This window comes from Bradyrhizobium sp. Kon69 (assembly GCF_055807515.1).
Window position 1 is genome coordinate 73,686 of the sequence record NZ_JBVVOS010000024.1, and the last position, 25,814, is coordinate 99,499.

25 protein-coding genes are annotated in these 25,814 nt (G+C 64.6%); 5 read left to right on the forward strand and 20 right to left on the reverse strand.

Annotated elements, in window-relative coordinates; genetic code table 11:
• Positions 1-20 precede the first annotated feature (20 nt).
• The 12 genes from AC0L3U_RS28400 to AC0L3U_RS28455 form a co-directional block, all read right to left on the reverse strand.
• Entirely contained in the window at positions 21-803 is a 783-nt protein-coding gene (locus tag AC0L3U_RS28400) for an SDR family NAD(P)-dependent oxidoreductase (protein WP_473364040.1), read from the reverse strand.
• A gap of 56 nt (positions 804-859) precedes the next feature.
• Complete coding sequence (locus AC0L3U_RS28405) at positions 860-1,450, reverse strand: thiamine pyrophosphate-dependent enzyme (RefSeq protein WP_473364041.1); 591 nt, start codon at positions 1,448-1,450, stop codon at positions 860-862.
• Complete coding sequence (locus AC0L3U_RS28410) at positions 1,450-1,989, reverse strand: thiamine pyrophosphate-binding protein (protein WP_473364042.1); 540 nt, start codon at positions 1,987-1,989, stop codon at positions 1,450-1,452. The genes AC0L3U_RS28405 and AC0L3U_RS28410 overlap by 1 nt, the downstream gene beginning before the upstream one ends.
• A gap of 313 nt (positions 1,990-2,302) precedes the next feature.
• A complete protein-coding gene (locus AC0L3U_RS28415) occupies positions 2,303-3,046 on the reverse strand; it encodes an aspartate/glutamate racemase family protein (RefSeq protein WP_473364043.1) in 744 nt (247 codons plus the stop codon).
• 9 nt (positions 3,047-3,055) lie between these two features.
• Positions 3,056-4,321 (reverse strand): NAD(P)/FAD-dependent oxidoreductase, encoded by a 1,266-nt coding sequence (locus tag AC0L3U_RS28420; RefSeq protein ID WP_473364044.1) that lies wholly within the window; start codon positions 4,319-4,321, stop codon positions 3,056-3,058.
• Positions 4,322-4,324: 3 nt separating this feature from the next.
• Positions 4,325-5,986, reverse strand: coding sequence for a thiamine pyrophosphate-binding protein (locus tag AC0L3U_RS28425; RefSeq protein WP_473364045.1), 1,662 nt, complete (start codon positions 5,984-5,986; stop codon positions 4,325-4,327).
• A 198-nt stretch (positions 5,987-6,184) separates the two neighbouring features.
• Positions 6,185-6,970: an ABC transporter permease gene (locus AC0L3U_RS28430; protein WP_473364046.1), complete on the reverse strand. Its 786-nt coding sequence runs from the start codon at positions 6,968-6,970 to the stop codon at positions 6,185-6,187.
• A complete protein-coding gene (locus tag AC0L3U_RS28435; RefSeq protein ID WP_473364082.1) occupies positions 6,967-7,779 on the reverse strand; it encodes an ABC transporter permease in 813 nt (270 codons plus the stop codon). Before AC0L3U_RS28435 ends, AC0L3U_RS28430 begins: the two co-directional genes overlap by 4 nt.
• A 73-nt stretch (positions 7,780-7,852) precedes the next feature.
• Entirely contained in the window at positions 7,853-8,902 is a 1,050-nt protein-coding gene (locus tag AC0L3U_RS28440) for an ABC transporter substrate-binding protein (protein WP_473364047.1), read from the reverse strand.
• A gap of 22 nt (positions 8,903-8,924) precedes the next feature.
• Positions 8,925-10,232, reverse strand: coding sequence for an NAD(P)/FAD-dependent oxidoreductase (locus AC0L3U_RS28445; RefSeq protein WP_473364048.1), 1,308 nt, complete (start codon positions 10,230-10,232; stop codon positions 8,925-8,927).
• Positions 10,233-10,249: 17 nt separating this feature from the next.
• Positions 10,250-10,966, reverse strand: coding sequence for an HAD family hydrolase (locus AC0L3U_RS28450; RefSeq protein ID WP_473364049.1), 717 nt, complete (start codon positions 10,964-10,966; stop codon positions 10,250-10,252).
• 36 nt (positions 10,967-11,002) lie between these two features.
• Positions 11,003-12,085: an ABC transporter ATP-binding protein gene (locus AC0L3U_RS28455; protein ID WP_473364050.1), complete on the reverse strand. Its 1,083-nt coding sequence runs from the start codon at positions 12,083-12,085 to the stop codon at positions 11,003-11,005.
• Between the two features lie 211 nt (positions 12,086-12,296).
• Between AC0L3U_RS28455 and AC0L3U_RS28460 the strand changes: the two genes are divergently transcribed.
• Positions 12,297-13,235 (forward strand): LysR family transcriptional regulator, encoded by a 939-nt coding sequence (locus AC0L3U_RS28460; RefSeq protein WP_106945810.1) that lies wholly within the window; start codon positions 12,297-12,299, stop codon positions 13,233-13,235.
• Here AC0L3U_RS28460 and uxuA read toward each other — a convergent pair.
• The 6 genes from uxuA to AC0L3U_RS28490 all read right to left on the reverse strand — a co-directional run bounded on the left by uxuA (position 13,229) and on the right by AC0L3U_RS28490 (position 19,478).
• On the reverse strand, positions 13,229-14,419 hold the full coding sequence (gene uxuA / locus AC0L3U_RS28465; RefSeq protein ID WP_473364051.1) for a mannonate dehydratase: 1,191 nt from the start codon (positions 14,417-14,419) through the stop codon (positions 13,229-13,231). The two genes, AC0L3U_RS28460 and uxuA, sit on opposite strands and share 7 nt — an antisense overlap.
• A 15-nt stretch (positions 14,420-14,434) precedes the next feature.
• Positions 14,435-15,484 carry an L-idonate 5-dehydrogenase gene (locus AC0L3U_RS28470; RefSeq protein WP_473364052.1) on the reverse strand — a complete coding sequence of 350 codons (1,050 nt, stop codon included), beginning with the start codon at positions 15,482-15,484 and terminating at the stop codon, positions 14,435-14,437.
• Positions 15,481-16,887, reverse strand: coding sequence for a TRAP transporter large permease (locus tag AC0L3U_RS28475; protein ID WP_473364053.1), 1,407 nt, complete (start codon positions 16,885-16,887; stop codon positions 15,481-15,483). Before AC0L3U_RS28475 ends, AC0L3U_RS28470 begins: the two co-directional genes overlap by 4 nt.
• Positions 16,888-16,891: 4 nt before the next feature.
• Positions 16,892-17,470, reverse strand: coding sequence for a TRAP transporter small permease (locus AC0L3U_RS28480; RefSeq protein WP_473364054.1), 579 nt, complete (start codon positions 17,468-17,470; stop codon positions 16,892-16,894).
• Between the two features lie 135 nt (positions 17,471-17,605).
• Complete coding sequence (locus AC0L3U_RS28485) at positions 17,606-18,565, reverse strand: sialic acid TRAP transporter substrate-binding protein SiaP (RefSeq protein WP_473364083.1); 960 nt, start codon at positions 18,563-18,565, stop codon at positions 17,606-17,608.
• A 103-nt stretch (positions 18,566-18,668) separates the two neighbouring features.
• Complete coding sequence (locus AC0L3U_RS28490) at positions 18,669-19,478, reverse strand: FadR/GntR family transcriptional regulator (protein WP_473364055.1); 810 nt, start codon at positions 19,476-19,478, stop codon at positions 18,669-18,671.
• Between the two features lie 145 nt (positions 19,479-19,623).
• Here AC0L3U_RS28490 and AC0L3U_RS28495 point away from each other — a divergent pair, with 145 nt between their 5' ends.
• Together AC0L3U_RS28495 and AC0L3U_RS28500 are read left to right on the forward strand one after the other, a co-directional pair.
• Positions 19,624-21,108, forward strand: coding sequence for a mannitol dehydrogenase family protein (locus tag AC0L3U_RS28495; protein WP_473364056.1), 1,485 nt, complete (start codon positions 19,624-19,626; stop codon positions 21,106-21,108).
• A 100-nt stretch (positions 21,109-21,208) separates the two neighbouring features.
• Positions 21,209-21,616, forward strand: a complete 408-nt coding sequence (locus AC0L3U_RS28500; protein WP_473364057.1) for a nuclear transport factor 2 family protein — start codon at positions 21,209-21,211, stop codon at positions 21,614-21,616.
• A 62-nt stretch (positions 21,617-21,678) separates the two neighbouring features.
• On the opposite strand, the gene AC0L3U_RS28505 is transcribed toward AC0L3U_RS28500, so the two are convergent.
• Positions 21,679-22,425: an HAD family hydrolase gene (locus tag AC0L3U_RS28505; protein WP_473364084.1), complete on the reverse strand. Its 747-nt coding sequence runs from the start codon at positions 22,423-22,425 to the stop codon at positions 21,679-21,681.
• A 115-nt stretch (positions 22,426-22,540) separates the two neighbouring features.
• On the opposite strand from AC0L3U_RS28505, the gene AC0L3U_RS28510 reads away from it, so the two are divergent.
• Together AC0L3U_RS28510 and AC0L3U_RS28515 are read left to right on the forward strand one after the other, a co-directional pair.
• On the forward strand, positions 22,541-23,389 hold the full coding sequence (locus AC0L3U_RS28510) for an SDR family oxidoreductase (RefSeq protein WP_473364058.1): 849 nt from the start codon (positions 22,541-22,543) through the stop codon (positions 23,387-23,389).
• 120 nt (positions 23,390-23,509) lie between these two features.
• The gene (locus AC0L3U_RS28515; protein ID WP_473364059.1) at positions 23,510-24,775 is read left to right on the forward strand and encodes a serine hydrolase domain-containing protein; all 1,266 of its coding nucleotides are present in this window, start codon (positions 23,510-23,512) and stop codon (positions 24,773-24,775) included.
• Positions 24,776-24,832: 57 nt separating this feature from the next.
• Here AC0L3U_RS28515 and AC0L3U_RS28520 read toward each other — a convergent pair whose 3' ends face one another.
• Positions 24,833-25,720, reverse strand: a complete 888-nt coding sequence (locus AC0L3U_RS28520) for a dienelactone hydrolase family protein (RefSeq protein WP_473364060.1) — start codon at positions 25,718-25,720, stop codon at positions 24,833-24,835.
• Positions 25,721-25,814 lie beyond the last annotated feature (94 nt).

The following is a 25,814-nucleotide window of genomic DNA, read 5'->3' on the forward strand; positions in this document are numbered from 1 at the left end:
TGTGGACAACCTTCCGAGTCCTACTTCTCCTTCACCGGCACCGTGTAATTCAGAATCAACCGCCCACCATCCGGATAGATGGTCTGCCCCGTGATGTAGGAGGCATCGTCACTCGCAAGAAACGCCACGACCGAGGCAACCTCGCTCGGCTCGCCGCCACGGCCGGCCGGCGTCCGTGACATCACGGTCTTGCGGGCATCCTCCGAGGTGTAGATGGACGATGCCACCATGTCGGTCAGGATCGTGCCCGGTCCGACGGCCACCACGCGAATATTGTGCGGAGCCAGCGCGACGGCGGCCACTGATGTGAGCTGCTTCATGCCGCCCTTGGACATGGCGTAGGTCGCAAGCGCCGGGATTGCCAGCAGTGCATTGACCGAGGACATGTTGATGATGACCCCGCCGCCGCTACCTTGCGCAATCATCTGCTTGGCCGCCGCCTGCACACCGAAGAACGCGCCCTTCAGATTGATGCCGATGATCTCGTCGAATTCTTCTTCGGAAATCTCCAGGAGGTCCCGGTTGCGGGCAACGCCGGCATTGTTGACCATGATGTCGAGCCGGCCGAACTCTTTTGCGGCGGTGGCAACCAGCTGGTCGACATCGGCACGCTTGGCGACATCGCCGACGACGGTACGTAAGGCATCCGGTCGCGCGAGTTCGGCGGCCGTCGCGGCCAAGCCGTCGGCATCGACATCCGAGATGACGACCTTGACGCCGTCGTCCAGGAATCGCTTTGCGCAAGCCTTGCCGATGCCGCGCGCTGCGCCGGTGATGGCGGCGACCTTGCCGGTTAGTTTCATGGTCTCACTCCAGGATAGCTGCTCGGGGCAGAATGTCGCCGGGTGAGAAACCCGGCTCAGGCCGCCGCGAAGCCGAGATGAGCACGGAACCGGTTCTTGATAAAGACAGCATCGCGCGAGGGCAGCGAGCGCGGCGGATTTTCCGCCAGAACCTTGATGACAAAAAGCCGCGGGCCATCGGCCGTCTCGTCGAGCTGCGTCGCCAGACGTTCCACTTCCTTGAGCGTCCGCACGGTTCCGACGGCGGCAAAGCCGCAAGCCACGGCGATTGCGGTGAGATCGACGCCGCGCCCGGTGTGGCTGGCCTGCATCCCGGTCTCGCCAAAATGCTGGTTGTCGATCACGACGATGTCGAGATTGCGCGGGCGCGCGACGCCAATGGTGGCGATGCCGCCGAGGCCCATCAACTGCTCGCCATCCCCGGTCAAGGCGAGGACGCGTTTTCCCGGCTGGGTTTGCGCGAGGCCAAGCCCGATCAGCGCGGCGCCGCCCATGGCGCCCCAGAGATAGAAATTGCCGTCGTGGTCGCCGACCGAATGAAGGTCATAGGTCGGCGAGCCGAGGCCGGAGACGACCAGCGTGTCCTTGCGATTCTTCAAGAGCGCGGCAACGGCGGCGCGGCGGTCGAGCTGAGCTTGCATTGACATCACCACTTCTTCTTGCCGATCAGGCGTTGCCCGATCAGCACCGCGATCTGTTGATCGGAATCGTAGGCGAGCGCTGCGGCCGATTCCACCGTCTCGACCAGATCCTCTCCAGTCTCTGCGCGCATTACCTTAAGGCCGATCGCCTCCAGCGAGGGCTGCGTCGCCCGGCTCATCGGCACCTGCCAGGGATTGAACTCGGCCCATTCGCCACGCATCGTCACCAGCATCAGCAGTGGAAATCGTCCGATCGCCGACAGCGACAGCATGTTGATGCAATTGCCGACCCCGCTCGACTGCATCAAGAGCACGCTACGCTGTCCACCGAGCCAGGCGCCTGCGGCGATGGCAACGCCCTCCTCTTCCGTCGTCAGCACGTTGGTGGTGACATCGCGGTCGGCCGAGAACAGGCGGATCAGCTGGCTGTGGCCGGCATCGGGGACGTAGGACATCTGCCGCACGTCGGCGGCTTTCAGGATGCGGTAGAGCTCGGACGGCCAATCGTCTGCGCGCGTGTCGGGATTGGATTGAAGGCTGTGCACCGCTTGTCTCCGTGGATTTCGAGCAGCACTCTAGCGATGTTCAGGCCCGAAAGCTCTGACCGTCTGGCGCGATCAGGTATCGAGGGATTGTATAGCTGCCTCTTCCGCTGCCGGTGGGACAGCGCACGATGCGCATGGCTGCGCCCTCTCCCCTTGTGGGAGAGGGCATCACCGCAGGCTGATACGAACTCGCTAGGGTGAGGGGTATCTCTCCGCGCATTCACGCGCGGAGAGATACCCCTCATCCGGCGCTTCGCGCCACCTTCTCCCACAAGGGGAGAAGGAAGAGCAGCCATCTGCAGCTTCTCGACCTCTAGCCAAACCGGCGCGGCCGAAGTCCGGCGTGAAACCACGTAATCATGGAATAGATGTCATAGACGGGCAATCCGACCTCGGCCTGAAGCGCCGCCGCATAAGGCGGCATGTTGGTGCATTCCAGCACGATCGCGCCGACATCCGGGTTGCTGGCGACCAGCTCCTTGCCGGCCTCGACCACGTCACGTTCGGCCTGCGCGATGTCCATATCGTCCTTCTCGGCCTTGATCAGGACGCGGAAGAATTCCTTGCCGTGTTCGGTGCCGACCAGCGGCGTATCGAGCGGCACGCCGGCACCTGCGAGATGGGCCGGCGTCAAGGACGAACCGGACACCGTGACGACGCCGACGCGCTTGCCAGGCGGCAAGGTTGCCTGCACCCACGGCACCTGCATCAGTGACGAGGTCGCGACGGGAACGCCGACCGCGGCGGCGATCTCCTTCTGGAACAGTGAGAGGAAGCCGCAATTGGTGGTGATGGCTTCGGCCCCGAGCCGCACTAGATCCTTTGCCGCATCGATGAAGTCAGGCAGCAGACCGGCCGCACCCTTCAGCACCACCTTCTCCGGCGAAGCCCCACCCACCACGCGATAGAGCACGGGGAAAGGCCAGGTGGTGCCGTTGCCCATGTCGCCGGGAATGCGGGGAAAGCGCGCCTCCAGCATCAAGATGCCGAGCGGCGCCCCATAAATGGCTTTGCCGCCGCGGGCGATTCGGAGGGACGAGTTGGCTGGAGCGGTCATGATGCGATCTCAGAGAAAACGATCGGGTGAAAACGGTGCGAGCGGAATTTCCGGCGGCTTGCCGCTCAGAAGCTGGGCGACGAGACGGCCGGTGCGGGCCGAACCGACCAGGCCGATATGGCCGTGGCCGAAGGCATAGACGATGTCGCGCGATGCCCGCGCGTAGCCGATGCAGGGACGTCCGTCCGGCATGCTGGGACGATGGCCGAACCAGGTCTTGATACGCGAAGCCGGAATGTCCGTCGGCAGTTTCGGGAACATGCTGAAGAGGTTGTTGCGCAAAATCTCGGCGCGCTTCCAGTTCGGCTCGGCCTCGAGGCCTGCGATCTCGACCGTCCCGGCGGCGCGCAAACCCTTGTCGGTCCAGTTCACCACCATCTTCGCATCCGAGGCCATCATCGAGCTGCGTGGCCCCGATTCCGGATTCTCGATCATGACGTGATAGCCGCGCTCGGTCTCCAGCGGCAGCGGATCGCCGACGGATGCGGTGAGCCGCTTCGAATGCGCGCCGGCGGCAATCACCGCGGCATCGCAAGGAATCTCGCCGGTCTCGGTCAGGACAGCCACGAGCTTGTTGTCAGATAGCTTCAGCCCGATTGCCTTGGTCCGCACGAGCGTGGCGCCGCTTGAAAGCGCATGTTGCGCGAGGGCCGCGACATAGGCTCCGGGGTCGCGGCAGCGCCCGGCCTCTTCCACCACCACGCCGAAAGTGTAGCGCGGATGCAAATCGGGCTCGCGCTGACGCATCTCGTCGGCCGAAAGCTCCAGCCATTCGACACCAACGCGTTTGCGCACGCGCCAGCCGAGATCATCGTCGAAATTGCCGCGCGACGGGAAGACATGCATCACGCCGTTACGCTCGATCAATTCAGGAACGCCCGCCTCCTCGGCGAGCTTCCTGTGCAACAGCGGCGCATCCTTCAGAAGGTCGCGTAGCGCAAAGGCCGTCGTCTCGACCCGCGCCTCGGTCCAGCCCGAGAGCAGATATTTGATCAACCAGGGCAGCGCCTTCGGCAGATAAGACCAGCGGATCGCGAGCGGCCCGAGCGGATCCATCAGATAACCCGGCACCTTCTTCCAGACGCCGGGCTCGGCCGGCGGGATCACCGAATGCGAGGAGAGCCAGCCGGCATTGCCGTAGCTCGCCGCCTGTTCGCCACCGGGCTCGCCCGGATCGATCAACGTGACGCGATGTCCCTCGCGCAGTGCCTCGATGGCGCTGATCACGCCGACCGCGCCGGCACCGATGATGGCGACGTGGCGGCCCTCCGACATCGCTTAAGCCTTCACCGCAGGGGCAAAGTCCTTACTGACCGACATCGCGCGCGGATCGATGATGCAGTGGAGGATCGACGGCTTGCCCGAGGCGAGCGCACGCTCGAAGGCCGGCGCGAACTCTTCGGTGCGCTCGACGCGCTCGCCATGGCCGCCGAACGCTTTTGCGTACATCGCGAAATCCGGGTTCTTGAGCTGGGTGCCGACCACGCGACCGGGATAGTCGCGCTCCTGGTGCATGCGGATGGTGCCGTATTGCGCATTGTCGATGACGATGACGACGAGGGCTGCGTCGTACTGCACGGCAGTCGCGAACTCCTGCCCATTCATCAGGAAGCAGCCGTCGCCGGCGAAGGCGATGACGGTCCGATCCGGATATTGCCGCTTCGCGAGCACCGCGGCCGGCACGCCGTAGCCCATCGAGCCCGACGTCGGAGCGAGCTGCGCTGCAAAACTGTGGAAGCGGTGATGGCGATGGATCCAGCCGGCATAATTGCCGGCGCCGTTGCAGACGATCGCGTCCTTGGGCAGGCGATCGCGCAGCCAGGTCATGACCTGACCATACTGGAACGTGCCCGGCAGCTCGCGCGCCTTGTCGGTCCAGGCGAGATAATCGGCATGCGCCTTGGCGGCCTCGCCCTTCCAGGCAACGGCGCCTGCCGGCTTCAGCGTCTCGATCGCGGCCGCGAACGCGGCGGGCGTGGCCTGGATCGCGAGCTCAGGCTGATAGATGCGGCCGAGCTCTTCCGAGCCGGGATGAACGTGGATCAGCTTCTGCCGCGGGGTCGGAATGTCGAGCAGCGTGTAGGATGAGGACGGCATCTCCGACATACGGCCGCCGATCAGCAGAATGACATCGGCACCGTCGATCCGCGCCTTCAGGCCCGGGCTCGGCCCGATGCCGAGGTCACCGGCATAATGCGAGTGATCGGCGTCGATCAGCGACGCCCGGCGGAACGAGGTCGCGACCGGCAGGTCGAACCGTTCGGCAAAGCGCGCGATGCTCCTGGTCGCCTCATCGGTCCAGCGCGAGCCGCCGAGAATGACGAGCGGCGCCTTGGCGCTCGCAAGCATGGCGCCAACGCGCTCGATATCGGCTGGCGCCGGCCAGCTCACCGCCGGCTCGATCCGCATGGCGTCCGCAACGGCAGCAGTCTCGGTCAGCATGTTCTCGGGCAGCGAGATCACGACGGGACCGGGACGGCCCTGCATGGCGACGCGGAAAGCGCGCGCGACCAGCTCCGGAATGCGGTCGGGACGATCGATCTCGACGGCCCATTTCGCCATGGTGCCGAACACCGCCTTGTAGTCGAGCTCCTGGAACGCCTCGCGCTCACGCATGCCGGTGTCGACCTGACCGACGAACAGGATGAGGGGCGTGGAATCCTGCATCGCGATGTGGACGCCGTGGCTGGCATTGGTGGCTCCGGGGCCGCGGGTGACGAAGCAGATACCGGGACGCCCGGTGAGCTTGCCATAGGCCTCAGCCATCATCGCAGCTCCCCCTTCGGCGCGGCAGATCATGACGTCGATCGGGCTGTCGTGCAGCGCATCGAGCGCCGCAAGGTAGCTCTCGCCCGGCACGCAGGTGACGCGCTCGACGCCTTGCGCGACCAGCTGATCGATCAGGATCTGGCCCCCGGTGCGGGTGTTGCGAATGGTCATGACGGCTCCCTCAAGGCTTTGGCGATGCGTTTCGCAGCTTCGCGAAACTTTTGTTCCGGGCTGGCGTAGGACAGCCGGAAACAAGGTGCAAGGCCGAAACCGCTGCCCGGCATTACGGCCTCGTCATGCCTCTCCGGCAAATGGCGGCGGCAGCCATGCCTCTCTCGGACGTCGACCGGGAAGCAGGCCTCCTTGCCGTCATGCCCCTTTGCGCTGCCGCGCGCTCGCCAGCAGCACCAGCATGAACGAGGCCGCCGTCATCAGTGTCGAGATGGCGGCGATGGTCGGGTCGATCTCGTCGCGGAGCGCGGTGAACATGCGCTTGGTCAGCGGCTGATACTGGCCGCCGGAGATGAACAGCGCGACGATGGTCTCGTCTATCGCCGAGATGAAGGCGAAGATGCCGCCTGCGACCACGCTGGACTTGATCTGCGGCAAGGTCACCGCGAAGAAGCTGCGCAGCCGGTTCATGCCGAGGCTGCGTGCCACCATCTCCTGCGCCGGATCGAAGCTCTGCAAACCCGCCAGCACCGAGATGATGACGTACGGCAGGCCCAGCATCACGTTGGCGAGCACCAGGCCCGGCAGGGTCGCGACCAGGCCGACTTTGGCATAGAGGAAGAAGATGCCGACGGCGGTGATGATGATCGGCACCACCAGCGGCAGCAGCAGCGCCATGTGGATGACGCGCATGATTCGCAGCTTCGACTGGCTGATGGCGTAGGCGGCGGCAACGCCGAGCGGCGTTGCGACAACCACCGTCAGGAGCGCTACCGTCAGCGTCACCCGCGTCGCCTGCATCCAGGCCGCGTTGGAGAAATACTGCTGATACCAGCGCAGCGAGAACGACGGCGGCGGAAAGGTCAGAAAGCGCGCGCTGGAGAAGGAGATCGGCGCGATGATCAGGACCGGCAAAATCAGGTAGACCAGCACCAGCGCGCTGATCACATAGAGGGCGACCCGGGCAGGCGACCATCGTGTCATTTCTGCCCCAATATGCGATCGAGCGAGATGAAGCGGCTGACGGCGAAGAAGATCGCGAGCACGCTTAAGAGCAGCACGACTGCGACCGCGCTCGCAGCGCCGAACTGGTTGTAGAGCTCGACATTGCGGCTCACCAGCATCGACACCATCACCGTGCGGCCGCCGCCGAGCAGTTCCGGCGTGATGTAGAAGCCGAGGCAGAGCACGAACACCATGGTTGAACCTGCGAGCACGCCCGGCAGCGACAGCGGCAGAAAGACGCGGACGAAGGTGAGCGACGGGCTCGCCCCCAGGCTGGCGCCGGCCTGCATGAGGTCGCTCGGAATCTTCTGCATGGTGGCATAGAGTGGCAGCACCATGAATGGCAGGAGAATGTGTACCGTCGCAACCACCGTACCGAAGGTGTTGTGCACCAGCGCGAGCGGTTCGCGCGTCACGTCGAGATAACGCAAAAGCTGGTTGATCACGCCGGTGCGCTGGAGCAGCGCCAGCCATGCATAGGCCCGCACCAGCACACTGGTCCAGAACGGCAGCACGACCAGCGACAGGATGAGAATGCTCCATCCTTTCGGCACCGAGTTGGCGAAGTAGGCCACGGGATAGCCGAGCAGCAGCGCGATTGCCGTGACCGCGAGGCTGATCTCGAAGGTTAGCGCAAAGCTGCGCCAGTAGATGTCTTCGGTGAAGACGCGGCGATAGTTCTCCAGCGTGAAGCCGTCATGGTAGATCGACTGCCAGGCGAGCCAGCCGACCGGCAGCACGATCAGAGCCAAGATCACCAGCAGCGCCGGCGATACCAATGCCAGCATCAGCGCATGCTCGCGGCGCTGATGCTTTTGCGATGGATCTGGCACGGATGTCGTCAACGCGGCCTCGCTTGGCTTACTTCTGCATAAACGACGCCCAACGCTTCTCGGCGGCTTCGCCCGCCGGCGAGGACCACCAGGCGTAGGACATCAGCGCCTGCTTGGCCGCATTGGCCGGCTCGCTCGGCAATTGCGCGGCGCGCTCGGGCTTGATCACGTTGGTCTCGAACGCCTTCGGGTTGCCCGGGCCATAATCGATATGCAGCGGCAGATTCGCCTGGTGCACGGGATCGACGGCCTCGTTGAGGAATTTGACCGCCGTCTCGAGATTCGGCGCGCCCTTGAGGATGCAGAGCGAGGTGCTCTGCAAGACCCCCTGGTTGTAGGTGAAGGCGACCTTGGCGCCTTCCTTCGCGACTGCGCTGACGCGGCCGTTCCAGGCCATCTCCATATCGACCTCGCCGTCATTGAGAAGCTGCGCCGACTGTGCGCCGGAGGTCCACCACACCGTGATGTGCGGCTTGATCTCTTCGAGCTTCTTGAAGGCCCGGTCGACGTCGAGCGGATAAAGTTTGTCGGGCGCGACGCCGTCGGCCATCAGTGCCGCCTCGAGCGTCGCGAACGGGTGGTTGCGCAATGCGCGGCGACCGGGAAATTTCTTGACGTCCCAGAAATCGGCCCAGCTGTTCGGCGCGTCCTTCGGAAAGGTCTTCTGGCTGTAGGCCAGTACGCTGGAATAGAACTCGTAGGAAACCGAATAGGGACTGCGATACGCCTCCGGCATCGCGGCGCCATTCGGAATCTTCGAGAAGTCGAGCTTCTCGATCAGCCCCTGCTCGCCGCCACGCAGGCAGTTGCCGGTCGGGGTATCGACAATGTCCCAGATCGGCTTGCCGCTGCCGACCTGGGTCTTGATCGCAGGCCAGGCGTCGGGAATCGAATCCTGATTGATGGTGATGCCGAGCTTCTTGGCGGAGGGATCGAGGATCGCCACCGTCTGCGCCTGCTGGTAGGCGCCGCCCTGCGAGACGAAGGTGATCTGCTCGGCGGCACTGGCCGCGGTCCCGCCAAGCGCAATCGCGCCAACCAGCGTGTAGCCAAATCCAACAAGCCGTTTCGTATTCATCCTCGCCTCCTCCAGGTAAATCTCACTGTCCGATCGCATCGAGAAACTGGTACCAGCCGGCGACCATGCGCACGGCGGGCTCGCGCAGCGGATAGAACGGGATGGCTCTCAATCGCCGCGCGTCGAGCAGCCCGACCTCTGGCGTCTCGCCGCGCACGAAGGCGGCGAGATAGCGGCCCATCAGGCTCGACATCGCCACGCCCGCGCCGTTGTAGCCCATCGAGAACAGCGTGCGGTCGTCGAGCCGGCCGATATGCGGCACCGAGTCCAGCGTCATCCCGACAAGGCCCGACCATTTGTAGGCGAGCGGGACGTCGGCGAGATCCGGGAAGATGCCGACCATCGCCTTGCGCAACGCGTCGAAGGCGGTTTCCGAATCCTGCTTGCCGAACGCGCCGCGGCCGCCAAAAATCACGCGGTTGTCGACCATGCGGAACCAGCGCATCATGCGCTTGGTCTCGGTGTAGGTGCGCCCGGTCGGCATCAGGCTTCCCGCGAGGTTGCGCGGCAGCTTGTCGGTCGCGATGATGGCGCTGCGGAACGGGATCAGCGTGCGCTGCATGTTCGCGGTCGCGCCGGTGAGGTCGGAATAGCTGTTGGTGGCGATGATCGCCTGCTTCGCGCGCACCGCGCCCTGCGGCGTTTCGGCGACGATGCCGCTATTATCGCGCCGAAGTTTTACGACCGGCGACTCCTGGAAAATGGGGATACCGCGGCGCGCCACGCCATCGGCAAGGCCGCGCAGATAATTCAGTGGATGGATGCCGCCGGAGCCGGGATTGAGCACGCCGCCGACGAAGATGCCGGAGCCGGTCTCGTCGCGCACTTGCCCCTTGTCGAGGATGCGGACCTCCGCATCGCCCATTTCCTGCTTCATCCACGCCACTTCGTCGATCGCGGCCTTCAGGGTCGTGTCGTTGTGGGCGGCCTTGACCTGGCCGGTGCGCGTCAGCGCGGCACTGGCGATGCCGAATTCGGAGACCAGCTCCTCGACGATATCAGTGGATTCATGCGCGATCCCGTACATGCGCTGCGCCATGGCGCGGCCGTGCACGGCGTCGATCTCGCGGAACGAGAGGCGGAACTTTGCGGTGATCACACCGCCATTGCGGCCACTCGCGCCCCAGCCGGGGCGGTTGGCCTCGAGCACGATGGGGCTGAGCCCGCTCTTGGCGATGTGGTGGGCCGCGGACAGGCCGGTATAGCCGGCACCGATGATCACCACGTCCGCTTGGCTCTCGCCGGACAGGACCGGAAACGCCCGCGCCGGCTCCGCCGTGGCTTCCCACAGCGAGTTGGCCGACGGCAATGCGCTCCAGTTCTGCGTCATCTCCGCGCTCACAAAAGTTACACCGCCGGCCCGATGGCCGCGTCGGCGAGCGCCTTCAACGTCGAAAAGTGGAAGTCCGGCTTGGTCAGCGTCTCCACGGCCGGTGTGCCTCCGAAGCCGCCCATGCCCTGGCGGCGCTCGATCCAGCACACCTTGTAGCCGAGCTTCCGCGCGATCCCGATGTCGTGATACTGGCTCTGGGCGACGTGAAGGATATCGGACTGCTTGTAGCCGAAAGCGGACTGGCGCCCCTTGTTGTACGCGAAGAACTCCGGATCTGGTTTCGCAACGCCAGTCTCGTCGGCGCACACGGTATCATCGAAGGGATTGCCGAGCGCATGCGCGTAACAGGAGAGCGCGACGCGGTCGGCGTTGGTCATGGCGACCAGCCTGAATTTGGTGCGCAGGCGTTTGAGTGCCTCGACCGAGTCCGGGAACGGTCCCCAGCGCAGCACCGCGAGCTGGAAGACGTCGCAGGAGGCGTCATCGGCCTGCAGCCCGAGCTCCTTGGCAAGATAGCGATAGACATGAAACATCACCTCACTCGAACGCTCGTGATGCTTGTCGCGACCGCGCTTGTAGGATTCGAAGATCTTGTCGTCGCTGAGCTCGGCCGGCGACTTGCCCGAGATCCGGCGCACCGCGGAGAGCACGCCGGTCTCGAAATCGATCAAGGTGCCGACGACGTCGAAGGTGAGAACCTTGAAATTGCTGAACGAGGCTGCTGACGACATTTTTGGCTTCTTCTCTCGGTTGGACAAGGCTTGGGTTCAGTCCCTCACCCTGGGCACGACGATGGTGTCCTCGGGGTGAAGGGTCACGGTGAGGCTACCGCCGAGCGGCGGGATGCGGCTGTAGGCTTCGTGATGGCTCGCCTGGCGCAGGCTGAGCACGATCCCATCGGCGAGCGCCAGGAAGATGCGCAGGCTCTCGCCCTGATAGACGATGTCGGTGACCGTGCCGGTGAGCCGATTGCAGGCGGTGTCCGGCGCGCCGTCGTCGATCAGCAGCTTTTCGCTGTGCACGGCGAGCATCAGCGCGTCCCCGTCGGGAATGGCGCGGGCGCTGCGCAGAAGGAAATTGCCGAGCGCAACGCCGGAGGCATCGACGCGTCGCACGGGAAGCATCGTGGCCTCGCCGATGAAACTCGCGACGAAGGAATCCGCGGGATGATCGTGCAGGCGCTCGGGCGCGTCGATCTGGATCAGCCTGCCGTCCTTCATCACGGCGACGCGGTCGCTCATGGTCAGCGCTTCGCGTTGATCGTGGGTGACGTAGATGATGGTGGCGCCGATGCGCTTGTGCAGCGTGCGCAGCTCGATCTGCATGGATTCACGCAACTGCTTGTCGAGCGCGGACAGCGGTTCGTCCATCAGGATCAGCCGCGGCTCGAAGATCATAGCGCGTGCGAGCGCCACGCGCTGGCGCTGGCCGCCGGAGAGTTGCGCGATACCGCGCTCTTCGTAGCCGGCAAGGCCGACCATCGAAAGCGCCGCGCGCACCTTGTCCGGCCAGACCGCCTTGGGCAGCCGTCGCGCGCGCAAGGGAAAGGCGACATTCTCGCCGACGCTCATATGCGGGAACAGCGCGTAGTTCTGGAACACGACGCCGATGTCGCGCTTGTGCGGCGGCATCCAGGTGACGTCGCGGCCGCCGAACAGGATCGTTCCGCTCGATGGCAGGATGAAGCCACCGAGGATGCCGAGCAACGTGGTCTTGCCGGAGCCGGAGGGGCCGAGCAGCGAGACGAACTCGCCGGCGGCGACATTGAGGGACACGTCGTCGAGGGCGCGAACGGCGCCATAGGCCTTGCTCGCGGATCTGATCTCGACGCTTTCCGCTCGTTTGTCCAACGATCGACCTCGCCATGTCCCTACATGGCGTGCCTCACTGCGCGCCATAAGCCTGCTTTATAGACAAGACATTTGAGCACTTACGGTCGAAGCGTGCACCGCACCAACTTCTTCGCTCGCAAGCCCTGTCTTTAGGCTGTCATGTCGATGACACCAGACTTGGCAAAACTCGGCAATTGCCAAATTCTCACCTGGCCCATAACATGGCGTTATGCCTGAGCTACGTCGGATGCTGCCCTCAAGTAACGCCCTGTTCGTCTTCGACGCAGCGGCACGCAATGGCAGCTTCACGGCGGCTGCCGCCGAACTGAACGTCACCCAGCCTGCGGTGAGCCGGATGCTGGGTCAGTTCGAGGACCATCTCGGCGTCCGCCTGTTCGACCGCAAGGCGGGGCGCGCGGTGCTCACCGAGGAAGGCGAACTCTTGTATCGCCGCGTGCTCGAAGGCTTTCGCAGCATCGAAAGCGGGCTGGTCGAGATCGAGCGCCGCCGCAAGGGCACCGAGACGGTGACGCTGTCGGTCTCCTCCGCCTTCACCACGCATTGGCTGATGCCGCGCATCGACAAGCTGCAGAAGCAATTTCCTCAGGTCGATTTGCGCTTCCAACTGATCTCCGGCGCGCTGCGCGGACCGGTGGAGAATGTCGATCTCGGCATGCGTTTCCGCGATCGCGAGGAGCCGTCATCCGGCGGCACGCTGGTGATGAAGGAGGTCATGCTGCCGATGTGCAGCCCTGCCTATCTCGGCGAAACCGATCCCGCCGAGGGCAACACCATCATTCGGCTCGCCGAGACGCCGGGCGACTGGGCCGCGGATTACGCGTCGCTTCTCACGGGGCGCCGCGGTGCGGCCAAGGCGCTGAGCTTCACGGACTATGCCGTCGTGATGCAGGCCGCCCTGCTCGGCCAGGGCATCGCGCTCGGTTGGCTGACAGTCGCCTCGCACTGGATGCTGACCGGCGCACTGGTGCCGGCCTCCGACACGCTTACCACCACGCGCCGCATCTGCGAATTCCTGCCACCGCGCAACCGGCCGATGCGCCCCATCGCCGCCGAGATCCGCGACTGGATCACTGCACAGATGAAAAGCGAGATCGCCGCGATCGACCGGCTCTATCCGAAGCTCGGCGCGATGGCGGCCTGCTACTGATGCTCGATTGCGCGGATTGCGCCGCGCAGCTCGGCGAGACCGCGGAGGCGACCGATCGCGGTGTAGCCCGGATTGGTGCGCTTGGTCGCCGCGAGGTCGTCGAGCATGCGATGGCCGTGATCGGGCCGGAACACGATTCTCTTGTCGGGCGAACGCCGCGCGTTCTCCTTCAGCAGCGCCTTCAGCACCGCGACCATGTCGACGTCACCGTCGAGATGATCGGACTCGTAGAAGGACAGGCCATCCGCTTCGCGCTTGGTCGCCCGCAGATGCGCAAAGGCGATGCGCGGACCGAAGCGTTCGGCCATCGCGGCAAGATCGTTCTCGGCGCGCACGCCGAGCGAGCCCGTGCACAGGCAGATACCATTCGCCTTCGACGGCACGGCATCGAACAACGCCTGATAGTCGTCGGCGCTGGACGCGACGCGCGGCAGGCCGAACAGCGGGCGCGGCGGGTCGTCCGGATGCAGTGTCAATGAAACCCCGAGCTGCTCGGCGACGGGCGTGACGCGGCCCAAAAACTCGGCGAGATGCTGCCGCAGGATTTTTGGCGTGACGTCGCGATATGTTTCAAGCCGGTCGCGGAATTGCGGGATGGTCATCGGCTCGGTGGTCGAGCCCGGCAGCGCGCTGGCGACGACCATGACGAGATAGTCGATATCGGCCTGGCTCATCTGGTCGAACAGCTTTTTCGCGCGAGCCTGCTGCTCGGGTGAGTATTCCTGGACGGCGGCGGGACGCTTCAGGATGTGCAGCTCGAACGCAGCAAAGCGATCCTGGTCGAAGCGCATGGCGCGGGCGCCGCTCGGCAGCTCCCATTCGAGATCGGTGCGGCACCAGTCCACGACGGGCATGAAGTTGTAGCAGATGATCTTGATGCCGGCCTCGGCAACCGCCTCCAGGCTCGCGATCCATGTCTCGATCGAGCGCGTTGCCTTGGCCCCGAGACGCTTGACGTCGTCCGGGATCGGAATCGATTCCACCACCGACCAGGTCAGCTGCGAACGGCCGGGTTGGCCGTTCTCGATGAAGTTCTTGCGCTCCTCGACCGCCTTGCGTGTCCAGGCTTCGCCGATCGGCACCTGATGCAGCGCCGAGACGATGTCGCTCGCGCCGGCCTGCCTGACATCATCGAGCGAGACCGGATCGTCCGGCCCGTACCAGCGCCATCCCTCAAGCATCATAAAAAATCTCCCGGATCAGTTCGCGGTCAGCACGACCTTGACGCTCTGCGAGCGGTCGAGCGCCAGCCGCAGCGCGTCCGGCGCGGTGGACAGCGGCCGCTCGGCGGTGACCAGCGACAGCACGTCGACGCTGCCGTCCGCAATCAGCTCCACCGCCGTCATGAACTCGAGCCCGAAGCGGAACGAGCCGCGCAAATCGATCTCCTTGGCCATCACCGCATTGGCGGGCACTGGAATCTGGCCACCCGGCAAATTGCCGATCTGTACGACAACGCCACCGCGCCTGACGATACCGATCGCACTGGCAAGGCCTGCAGCCGTGCCCGAGACTTCGAAAGCGACATCGTAGGGGCGCGACGCGGCCTGCGCCTTCAGGCCTTCCTCGCCGGCTGCGACATTCTCGACGTGAGAGGCGCCGAGCCGGGTCGCAAAGGCCAGCGGCGCCGGCGCGATGTCGGCCACCGTGATGTCGGTCATGCCGGCGCGGCGCGCGGCGAGCATGGTCAGAAGCCCGATCGGACCGGCACCGAAAATGATGCCGCGCTTGCCTTCGATGTTGCCGGCACGCGCGACCGCGTGCAGGCAGACCGCGAGCGGCTCGGCCAGCGCCGCAGCCTGATAGGACACATGATCGGGGATCTTCACGCACTGCGCCGGAATCGCGTCGAAGTAATTAGCGAAGCCGCCCTGCATGTGCGGAGTCTTCGAGGCCGAGCCCATGAAGTAGATATTTTCGCAGAGGTTTTGCCGGCCTTGGCGGCAGGCGCCGCAATGGCCGCACCAGCGCGACGGGTTGACGGCAACGCGGTCGCCGACCTTCAGATTCGCCGCGGAGCCCGCGATCTCCACGACCTCGCCGGAGATCTCGTGGCCGAGCACCAGCGGCGATTTCACCACGAAATCGCCGGTTCGGGCATGACGGAAATAATGCATGTCCGAGCCGCAGATGCCGCCGGCGCCGAAACGGAGGCGCACCATGCCTTCAGCGAGCTTGTCGAGCGGATGCTCGACCATGCGCAGGTCTTCGGGGCCGAACAGGGTTGCGGCGAGAGCTGTGGAAGTCATTTGGAAAGTCCCATGTATTTTGGCAGCCAGAGGGTCAGTTCGGGGATGTAGGTGATCGCGATCAGCGCGAGCATCAGTGGCACCAGCCAGGGCAGGATCGCCACCGTCGTGCGCTCGACCGAGAGCTTTGCGACGCGCGCGAGCACGAACAGCACCATGCCGAGCGGCGGATGCAACAGGCCGATCATCAGGTTCAGCGTCATGATCAGACCGAAATGGATCGGGTCGATTCCGAGCTTGAGCACGATGGGCAGCAGGATCGGCACCAGAATGGTGATCGCGGCCGTGGTGTCGATGAAGCAGCCGACGAACAGGATCAGGACGTTGGCGAGCGCCAGGAACACCCATTTGTTGTGGGTGATGCTGAGCATCCAGTCCGACAGCATCTGGGCTGCCTGCGACACCGTCAGCAGCCAAGCGAAGATCGAGGCCGCCGTGACGATGAACAGCACCGACGCCGTGGTCTCGATGGTGTCGAACGTCGCTTTCGCGACCGTTTTCATCGTCATGGTGCGATAGCGCACGAGGCCCAGGAACAGCGACCAGATCACGGCAGCGACCGCCGCTTCCGTCGGGGTGAACCAGCCGAGCGTCATGCCGCCGATCAGGATCACCGGCGCCATCAGCGCCATCACCGCGGAGAAGTCGAAGTACCAGTCCATCGCGAGCAGCACGACCAGACCAAGCCCAACTGCCCAATTGGTGGAGAGACCGGCGACCGTCAGAAGCCAGACGGCCATCGGGAAGCTCAGTACGACGAGGATCTCGAGCCCCGCCGATCCCAATTGCGGCCAGGAGAACGGCGTATCGCTGCCCCATTTGTTCTTGTGCGCGAAGTAGGTGACGGTAGCCATCATCAGCAGCGTCAGCACGACGCCTGGAATGACGCCCCCCAGAAACAACGCGCCGATCGAGACGTTCGCCATCATGCCGTAGATCACGAAAGGCAGCGACGGCGGGATGATGGGCCCGAGCGTGGCGGACGCCGCGGTGACGCCGACGGAGAATTCCGTGGAGTAGCGGTGGTCCTTCATCGCCTTGATCTCGATGGTACCGAGACCGGCAGCATCCGCGATCGCGGTGCCGGACATGCCGGAGAAGATCACCGAGCCGATGATGTTGACGTGGCCGAGACCGCCGCGCATCCAGCCGACCAGCGCGACGGCGAACTTGTAGATGCGCCCGGTGACGCCGGCGATGTTCATGAGATTGCCGGCCAGGATGAAGAACGGCACGGCGAGCAACGGAAAGCTCTCGACGCCGGCGATCATGCGCTGCGCCAGCGTGACGTCGGGCGTCACGCCGCTGACCAGGATGTAGAGCAGCGACGACGCGGCCATGGCGATCGCCACGGGAACGCCGAGCAGCATCAGGACGAGAAAGCCTCCAAGCAACAGCAGCATGAAATTACCCTTCAAAACCGTCGTAGGCGCCGGGACGTTCGAGGATCGAATAGCCCTGTCGCAAATGTTGCACAGCCACCTGCAGCGAGCGCACGAACATCAGCACGAAGCCGAGCAGCACCGAATAGTAGACGTAGTCCTTGGGAAGATTGATCGTGGTCATGGACTCGTCGCCGATGATCTGGATGTAGACCCAGACCAGCTTGATGGCGTAGCCGAAGAAGGCGATCCGGATCAGGTCGATCACCGTCGACAATGCGCGCGCCACGAGGTGCGGCAGATAGCGATAGAGCAGATCGACCTGGATGTGCCGCGACAGCCGCACGCACATCGAGGAGCCGATGAAGACCACGCCGATCAGGCAGTAAGTCGCGATCTCCTCGGTCCAGGCGTAGCTGTCGTTGAGCACGTAGCGGGTGAAGAACTGGAGGAAGACCGCGAGCGCCATCACCCAGAAGATCGCCAGCGCGACCCAGTCCTCGAAAGCGTAGATGCCGAGATCGACCTTGGGTGTCGCCTCTTCCTCGAAGGTGTGGGCGATCTCGTCCGCGGTGATCTGCCGGTGCGTTTCGGCGGTGGACATGGTTGCTCCTCAAACTGGTCACGTCGTTCCGGGATGGTGCGTCAGCACCAAACGCGGAATCTCGAGATTCTCAGGTGCGCAATTGCGCACCTGAGGTTCGGTCCTGCGGACCGCTCCGGGATGACGACTACGTCGTCACTTCACCGCCTGGATCCGTTCCCAGTCGGCCTTGCGGTAGCCGAACGTCTCGAACGCGACGTTCTTCAGAACGGTGTCGCGGAACTCGTTCTTGTCGACCTCGGTGACGGTCAGGCCCTTCTCCTTGAAGAAGGCGACCAGCTTGGCCTCGTTCTGCTTGATCTCCGCGGTCGCCTTGGCGGCGGCTTCCTGCGCTACGTCGGTGAAGATCTTCTTGTCCTCGTCGCTGAGCTTCTTCCAGAGCGCACCGGCCACCACCGTGTTGAGGTGGTCGACGATGTGGCCGGTTAGCACGATGTGCTTCTGCACCTCGTAGAACTTCTTGGCCTCGATCGTGGTCAGCGGGTTCTCCTGGGCCTCGACGGTGCCGTTCTGGAGCGCCAGATAGACTTCGGCGAACGCGATCGGCGCGGTGTTGGCGCCGCAGGCGCGCGGCATCGCCAGATAGGCGGGAACGTCGGGCACGCGCATCTTCAGGCCCTTGAGATCGGCACAGGTCTTGATCGGTTTGTTCGACGAGGTCTGACGCACGCCGTAATAGGTCACCGCGAGGATGTGGTGGCCGCTCTTGTCCTCATAACCATTGGTGAGCTCCTTGAAGATGTCGCTCTTGGTGTAGGCGAGCAGATGATCGGCATCGCGGAAGGTGTAGGGATAATAGGTCACGCCGATCGGCGGAAAGCTCTTGGCCGCGAAGCTCGAGCCGGAGATGATGATGTCGACCGAACCAAGGGAAAGGCCCTGGTTGATGTCGGCCTCCTTGCCGAGCTGCGAGGCCGGATAGACATCGATCGCATAGCGCCCGTTGGTGCGCTTGCCGATCTCCTGCGCGGCCCAGACCGACGCGGTGTGGAACGGCTCCGAGGTCTCGTAGACATGGGCCCATTTGAGCTTGGTCTGCGCCATGCCGGCGCCAGTCGTAGCAATCATCGCCGCGGCCGAGACCGCCAGCACCATTGTCATCTTTTTCAACACTGACTTTCCTCCATTTTTCAAGTCTGCTTCTTTTAAATCGGCTTCTTGTCAGCCCGCCCCCAACGCGGGTGCGGGCTGCACAATGTCATTGATGTCGCGCGCTGCTGCTCGCAGCTCGCTTCTTCTTCGGCGCACGTTCCGGTTTTGACGGCTTTGCCGTCGATCGCCCGGTGCGCCCGGAAGACGGTGCTGCCGCTTTCTCGGCGCCGAAGTTCTGCGCAAAGCGCTCCTGCGATCGCGCGAGATGATCGCGCATCGCGTCGCGAGCCGCTTCAGGATCGTGTGCCGCGATCGCGTCGCGCACCGCGCGATGCTCGTCGAGCGCAGTGCGCCACGTGCCCGGGCTCTCGAAATAATGCGCAAGCTGCGCGAAATAGGGATTGAGGCGCTGGTCGAACAACTCGCCGACCACACGGACCAGAACGGCATTGCCGAGGCTTCCGGCGATCGCGACGTGGAACGCGCGGTCGTGGACCATCGAGGCTTCGCCGGGGTGTTCTACATTCTCCATCGCCACAAGGGACGCATCGATGCGGGCAACGTCGTCCTTCGTCGCCACGCGCGCGGCTTCTTCGGCGATGGCACTTTCCAGGAACTCGCGGGCGCGCAGCAGCTCGAACGGGCCCTCGATGACGGAAGCAGGCGCGGTCGCCGCAACCGCCGCGGGCTCGATCACATAGATGCCGGAACCGACGCGGATGCGGAGACGGCCCTCGACTTCCAGCGCGATCAAGGCTTCGCGCACCGTCGGCCTGGAAATCTTGAGCTGCTCGGCGAGTTCGCGCTCGGTCGGCAAGCGGCTGCCGACCGCGTACTCGCCGCTGTCGATCAGGCTTCGCAATTGATCGGCTACCTGGCGATAAAGCCGTCTCGCCTCCACAGCTTCTAGCGGCACGCTGGTCCTCCCGAAAGGGTCATGCCGGCAGCTCTCGCTGCCCGCGGCCCGCCAATTTTGTGAAATTGGTCTTACCAATTGACCGCAGCATTGACCGAGGACAGGCGTCATGTCAAGCAGCGGCCAAACAAGGGGAGAGACGACCATGCGCCTTGATCCAACGCGCCTTGGCCGCGCCAATCTCGATCGGCTGCCACCAGGTATCCGCCGCCCGGCCTACGACCGTTCGCGCGTCACCTCCGGCATCGTGCATCTCGGCCTTGGCGCGTTTCATCGCGCCCACCAGGCCGTCGTCATCGATGATTGCCTTGCCGCCGGCGCCACATCATGGGGCATCGTCGGCGCTAGCCTGCGCAGCCCCGACACACGCGACGCCCTCGCCCCGCAGGATCATCTCTATACGGTCACGGTCCGTGCGGCCGAAGCCACCGAACACCGCATCATCGGTGCGCTACTCGACAGTGTGGTCGCGCGCGAGAGCCCGGCACGATTGGTCGAGCGAATGGCCGATCCCGCCATTCGCATCGTTTCCCTCACCGTCACCGAGAAGGGCTATTGCCACACGCCGCAGACCGGCGATCTCGACGAGCGGCACCCTGATGTCGTGCACGATCTCAACAATTTCGACGCGCCGCGTTCGGCACCCGGTTTCATCGTGGCAGCGCTGGCGCGCCGGCGGGCGCTGGGCGCCGCTCCCTTCACCGTGCTGAGCTGCGACAACCTCGCCGCCAACGGCCACACCGTGCAGCGGATCGTGACGCAATTCGCCGCGCTGCGCTCGAAGGATCTCGGCAAGTGGATCGCGGATACGGCGGCCTTCCCCTCGACCATGGTCGACCGCATCGTGCCGGAGACGACGGATGGTGACCGCGATGCGGTTTCATCAGCGCTCGGTTTGCGCGACGCATGGCCCGTCATGACCGAGCCGTTCACGCAATGGGTGGTCGAGGATCGCTTTACGGCCGGCCGGCCCGATCTTGCCGCCGCCGGGGTCGAACTGGTGAACGACGTCAAGCCGTTCGAGTTGATGAAGCTGCGGCTGCTCAACGCCAGCCATTCGGCGCTGGCCTATCTCGGCCATCTCGCCGGCTACGAGACCATCGCCGACACCATGCAGGATCCGCATTTCGCGCGCCTCGCCGCGCAGGTGATGGAAGAGGCCGCGGTGACGCTGACGATGCCATCAGGCGCAGACCTGGCCGCCTATCGCGCCTCGCTGCTCAAGCGCTTCGCCAATCCGGCACTGCATCACCGCACCTGGCAGATCGCGATGGATGGCTCGCAAAAGCTGCCGCAGCGCCTGCTCGGCGCGATCCAGGATCGTCTCGCCAGGAACCTGCCGATCGCGACGCATGCGCTCGCGGTGGCCGGCTGGATGCGCTACGTCACCGGCCTCGACGAGAAGGGCCGCACCATCGACGTGCGCGATCCGCTCGCCGCCGAGTTCGCCGATTTGGCGCGCGAGGCAGGTCCCGTCGCCGAACGGTTGGCGCCCGCGCTGCTCGGCGTCGGAAAAGTGTTCGGGCCGCTGGGCGCGGAGCCGCGCCTGCGCGAGGCCGTGACCGCGGCGCTCGGCCGACTCTACAAGGATGGCGCGCGGCGGGCGGTGGAGACGCTGGTCTCGGCGTGACCACAAAACGGGCAGCAATGCTGCATTGCGGTCCAGATCGAACGGAAAGTCGACTGAAGTCGCGCTTGATTTTTGCCTGTCATTGCCCCACCCGAGAGGCATGGCAAAGGACACCAAGGTGATCGCCGCGAACGCAGCGTTCTACGCCGCCTTTTCGACCGGCGATTTCGACGAAATGGAGCGGATGTGGGCGGACGATGACGCCATTTCCTGCATTCACCCCGGCTGGCCGGCCATCATCGGCCGGACCACGGTGATCGGAAGCTGGCGCGACATCCTGCAGAGTCCGGAACGGCCGCAGATCGTTTGCGCGGAACCCCAGGCCATCGTCGACGGCGACAGCGCGCGCGTGCTCTGCATCGAGATCGTCGACGGCACGGCATTGGCCGCCGCCAACCATTTTCGGCGCGTCGGCGACGACTGGCGCCTGGTGCACCATCAGTCGAGCCCGATCGCCCAGATTGTTGAGCAAGCTGAGGACGATAGAGCGAGCCACCGCGTCCATTGAGGGCGCCCGGCCCGCAGGCACATTCTACTGTGCATGGGGTTGTTTTTCAGTTTTTTGGCGCCTCACCCGAGCCCGGACAGATCATCCAGCACGACCCGCGCCTGGCTAAAATCATCATCCCGGAAGAACATGCTTCTGGTGATGAGCACGGGAATGTTCGCGCCTGAGGCTGCGATCAGGCCGTTGGCGGAATCCTCGATCGCGACGCAGTCGGACGCGTTGAGCTTCAGCCGCGCCAGGATCTCGACATAGACATCCGGCGCAGGCTTTTTGTGCCGCACGTCATCCCCGGCGACGATCGCATCAAAATCCGCGGCCCAGCCCGTTCCCAGCGCCCGCGACAGCAGCGCGTCGATGTTGGCGTGCGACGTGGTCGTCGCGATCGCGAGCCGCTGGCCGCGCGCCTTGGCAGCAGCGAGCAGATCCGTCACCCCGGGCCGTAAGGGGCAGCAGCCGGTTTCGACCAGTTCGGCATAATGCGCGGTCTTGATGCGGTGGAGTTCCGCGATGTCCACATCCGATAATGGCGCGGCAATCCTCAGCCTTTCATGGTGGGCGCGGATCCGTTCCTTGCCGCCCGTGACCCGCAGCAGGTCCTTGTAGACGGCCCGGTCCCATTGCCAATCGAGACCGTGGCAGGCGAAGGCATGGTTGAAGGCCTGCCGATGCAGCTCTTCGGTCTCAGCCAAGGTGCCGTCGACATCGAAGATCAGCGCGGCGGCGCAGCGGACCAGCTCAGCCGCGTCAGATGGCATTATGGCGGGCGCTTCTGCCTGCATGATCGATGCGTCCCTCCGATGAGCGACCATCGCCTGCACAGGCGGGCAGGACAAATCGCAATATCTTTTGCCGGACCCAAAAATCTCTTATGAGCGGAGGACGCGCTGCGGCGCGAACGGGAACTCCGACCTGCAAGGAAGATGTATGCGGCTCTTTATCCTTGGTCTCGGCTACAGTGCCCGGCACTTCGTCCGCCTGTTCGGTGGCCGCTTCTCGCATATCGCCGGCACGGTGCGCGATCCCGCGCAGCGGGGCGACCTCACCGGCGTCGAGGTGCACGCTTTCTCCGGCAGCAGTCCGGCACGCGAGACGGTCGAACGCATGAGAGACGCGGATGTCCTTCTCGTCTCGATCCCGCCCGGCAGTAGCGGCGATCCTGCCATCGCGGCCTTCTCCGGCCTGCTGGCGGCGGGCGGCGACCGCAAGATCGTCTATTTGTCCACGATCGGCGTATATGGTGATCACGCCGGCGGCTGGGTCGACGAGAGCACGCCGCCGCAGGCCGGCCTCGACCGCACGCGCATGCGGTTGGCGGCGGAGCAGGCTTGGACCGGCACGACCGATGGCGACGCCGCGATCCTGCGGCTTGCGGGTATCTATGGCCCCGGCCGTAACGCGCTGGTGACGCTGCGCGCTGGAACGGCCCGGCGCATCATCAAGCCGGGACAGGTGTTCAACCGCATCCACGTCGACGACATCGCGAGCGCGATCATGGCCGCGATTCATCACCCGAACGGGGGCATCTGGAACGTCTGTGACGACGAGCCGGCGCCGCCGCAGGACGTGATCGCTTACGCGGCGAAGCTGATGAACGTTGCTCCGCCACCCGAAGAAGCGTTCGAGACCGCCGGGATGTCGGAGATGGCGCGCAGCTTCTATGCCAGCAGCGCCCGTGTCTCCAACGCGAAATTGAAGCGCGAGCTCGGCGTCACGCTTGCTTATCCGACCTACCGCCACGCCCTGGATGCGTTGTGGCACGGGGGAGGACGATAGGGTTGCGGCATTCCCAGCGTCCCAGACATGCCCTGCCCGCGCTTGACTTCGCGCCGGTGCGGTCGTGATCTAACCACTGAGCGGGCCACTGCATAACGAGCCCGCGCTTGGGAGGATACAATGAAGACGATCGCCATGGTCGCGGCGGCGGCTGCCGTCATCACGTTCGGTGCAGCACGCGCCGCGCCGTTGCCCGAAGCTAGTCCAGACGACGCCAGCTTCTCGAAACAAGGCTTTGCACGGCTCGACAATTTCTTCGCGCGCGAGATCGCCGCCAAGCGCGTCCCCGGCGCGGTCGTTGCGGTCGCGCGGGACGGCAAGCTCGTGCACTACAAGGCCTATGGCATGCTGGATCCGGACAAGGGCACACCGATGCCTGTTGACGCGATCTTCGCATTGGCCTCGATGACCAAGCCGATGGCGGCGGTCGCGGGCCTGACATTGATGGAGCAGGGCAAGCTGCCGCTCCAGGCCAAGCTGTCCGACTATTATCCCGGATTTGCCGACATGAAGGTCGGCGTTCAGCAGGCCGACGGTTCGTTGAAGCTCGAGCCGCAGGCGTCACCGATCTTCATTCACGACCTGTACCGACACACGTCCGGCCTGATGTATGGCGGCCGCCCAGACAGCGCGAGCCCGGTGGCACGGCAATATCCGGAAGGCACAGCTCCGGCGATCGAAGGCGACACTCAGGCCTTCATCGATCGCATCACAAAGCTGCCGCTGGCGCATCAACCCTCGACCGAGTTCGAATACGGTTTCTCGATCGACGTGCTCGGCGCCGTCGTTGAGAAGGTCAGCGAGCAGAAGCTCGGCGACTATCTCGCCGCCAACGTCTGGCAGCCGCTCGAGATGAAGGACGCGACCTTCCACCCGACCGACGCACAGCGCCCTCGCCTCGCCCGCCCGTTCGCCAACGATCCGCTGACCGGCAAGCCGCAAGCCATCAAGCTTTTGGACACGCCGACAAAATTCGACTGTGGCGGCGCCTGCTCGTTCGCGACCGTCGGCGACTACATCCGCTTCGGACAGATGCTGCTCAACGGCGGCGATCTTGACGGCCAGCGCATCCTCGGTCCCAGGACCGTGCATCACATGACGACCAATCACCTCGGCCCCGAGATCAAGAACAACGTGGCGAACATCGAGCCGCATCGCGCGGGATTCGGCTTCGGCCTCTCGGTCGCGGTCCGCACCAGCGAGGGATTGTCGTCAGTCCCCGGCAATCCCGGCGAGTTCACCTGGAATGGCGCGTACGGAACGCAATTCTTCTGCGACCCCAAGGAGCGTCTCGTGGTGGTGGTGGGAACGGCCGCGCCGGGCGAGCTGCGGAAATATTATCGCGAGCAGGTGCAGGATATCGTCTATGGCGCGATGGTGAAGTGAGATCGGCGCCTTGGAATAAAAAGGGCGGCCGCTCGGGCCGCCCTTCTAAAATCAGCGTCAGCTCAACACGCCATACTTCTTGAACCAGGCCTGGGCCTGCTTCCAGGCATCTTCTGCGGCGTCCTTGCGGTAGCTGCCGCGGTAGTCGGCATGGAACCCGTGCGGCGCTTCCGGATAGATCTTGAATTCGGCCGTCTTCTTGTTCTGCTCCAAGGCTGTCTTGAGCTGCTCGACCTGGGCGACGGGAATGCCGGTATCGGCGCCCCCATAGAGGCCGAGCACCGGTGCCTTCATCTCGGGCGCGAGCTGCATCGGGCTTTTCGGCCACAGCGGATTGGCTGGATCGACCGGCGGACCGTAGAAGGCGACGCCGGCCTTGAGGCTGCCGCTGTGAGCGGCATATTCCCAGACGGTGCGTCCGCCGCGGCAGAAGCCGATGATGCCGAGCTTACCGGTGTCGCCGCCTTGCGATCCCGCCCACGCCACGGTCGCGTCGAGATCGGACAGCAGCTCGGCGTCCGGCTTGGCATTGACGATCGGCAGCAGGTCCTTGATCTCGGCGACCTTGGTCAAATCGACGCCCTTACGGAAATAGTAGTCGGGTGCGATCGCGAACGCGCCGAGCTTGCCAAGGCGCCGCGTCACGTCCTTGATGTATTCGTGCAGGCCGAAAATCTCCATCGCCACGATGATCACCGGCGCCTTGGCGTTGCCGGCGGGCCGGGCAAAATACGCAGGCATCTGTTCGGAGCCGACCTTGATCTTGGCGTCCCCGGTCTGGAGGCCGCTGGTGTCGGTCGTGATCGCCTCGGCGCGCACGGGCCCGGCCGCAAGCGTGTAGCCGGCGGCGACGGCCGCAGTCGCGCTCATGAATCCGCGGCGCGAGACAGGGGCGATCTTGGTCAGCCCGACGACGTCGGATGTCATGGTGGTCTCGATACTCATCGGTTCGTCCTTCCTGCCGTGATCCTTCAGGCGCGCATTCGCCAATAATTGCCGGTGAAACGCAAATCACCAGCCTGCGAGCGCGGCGCTTTCA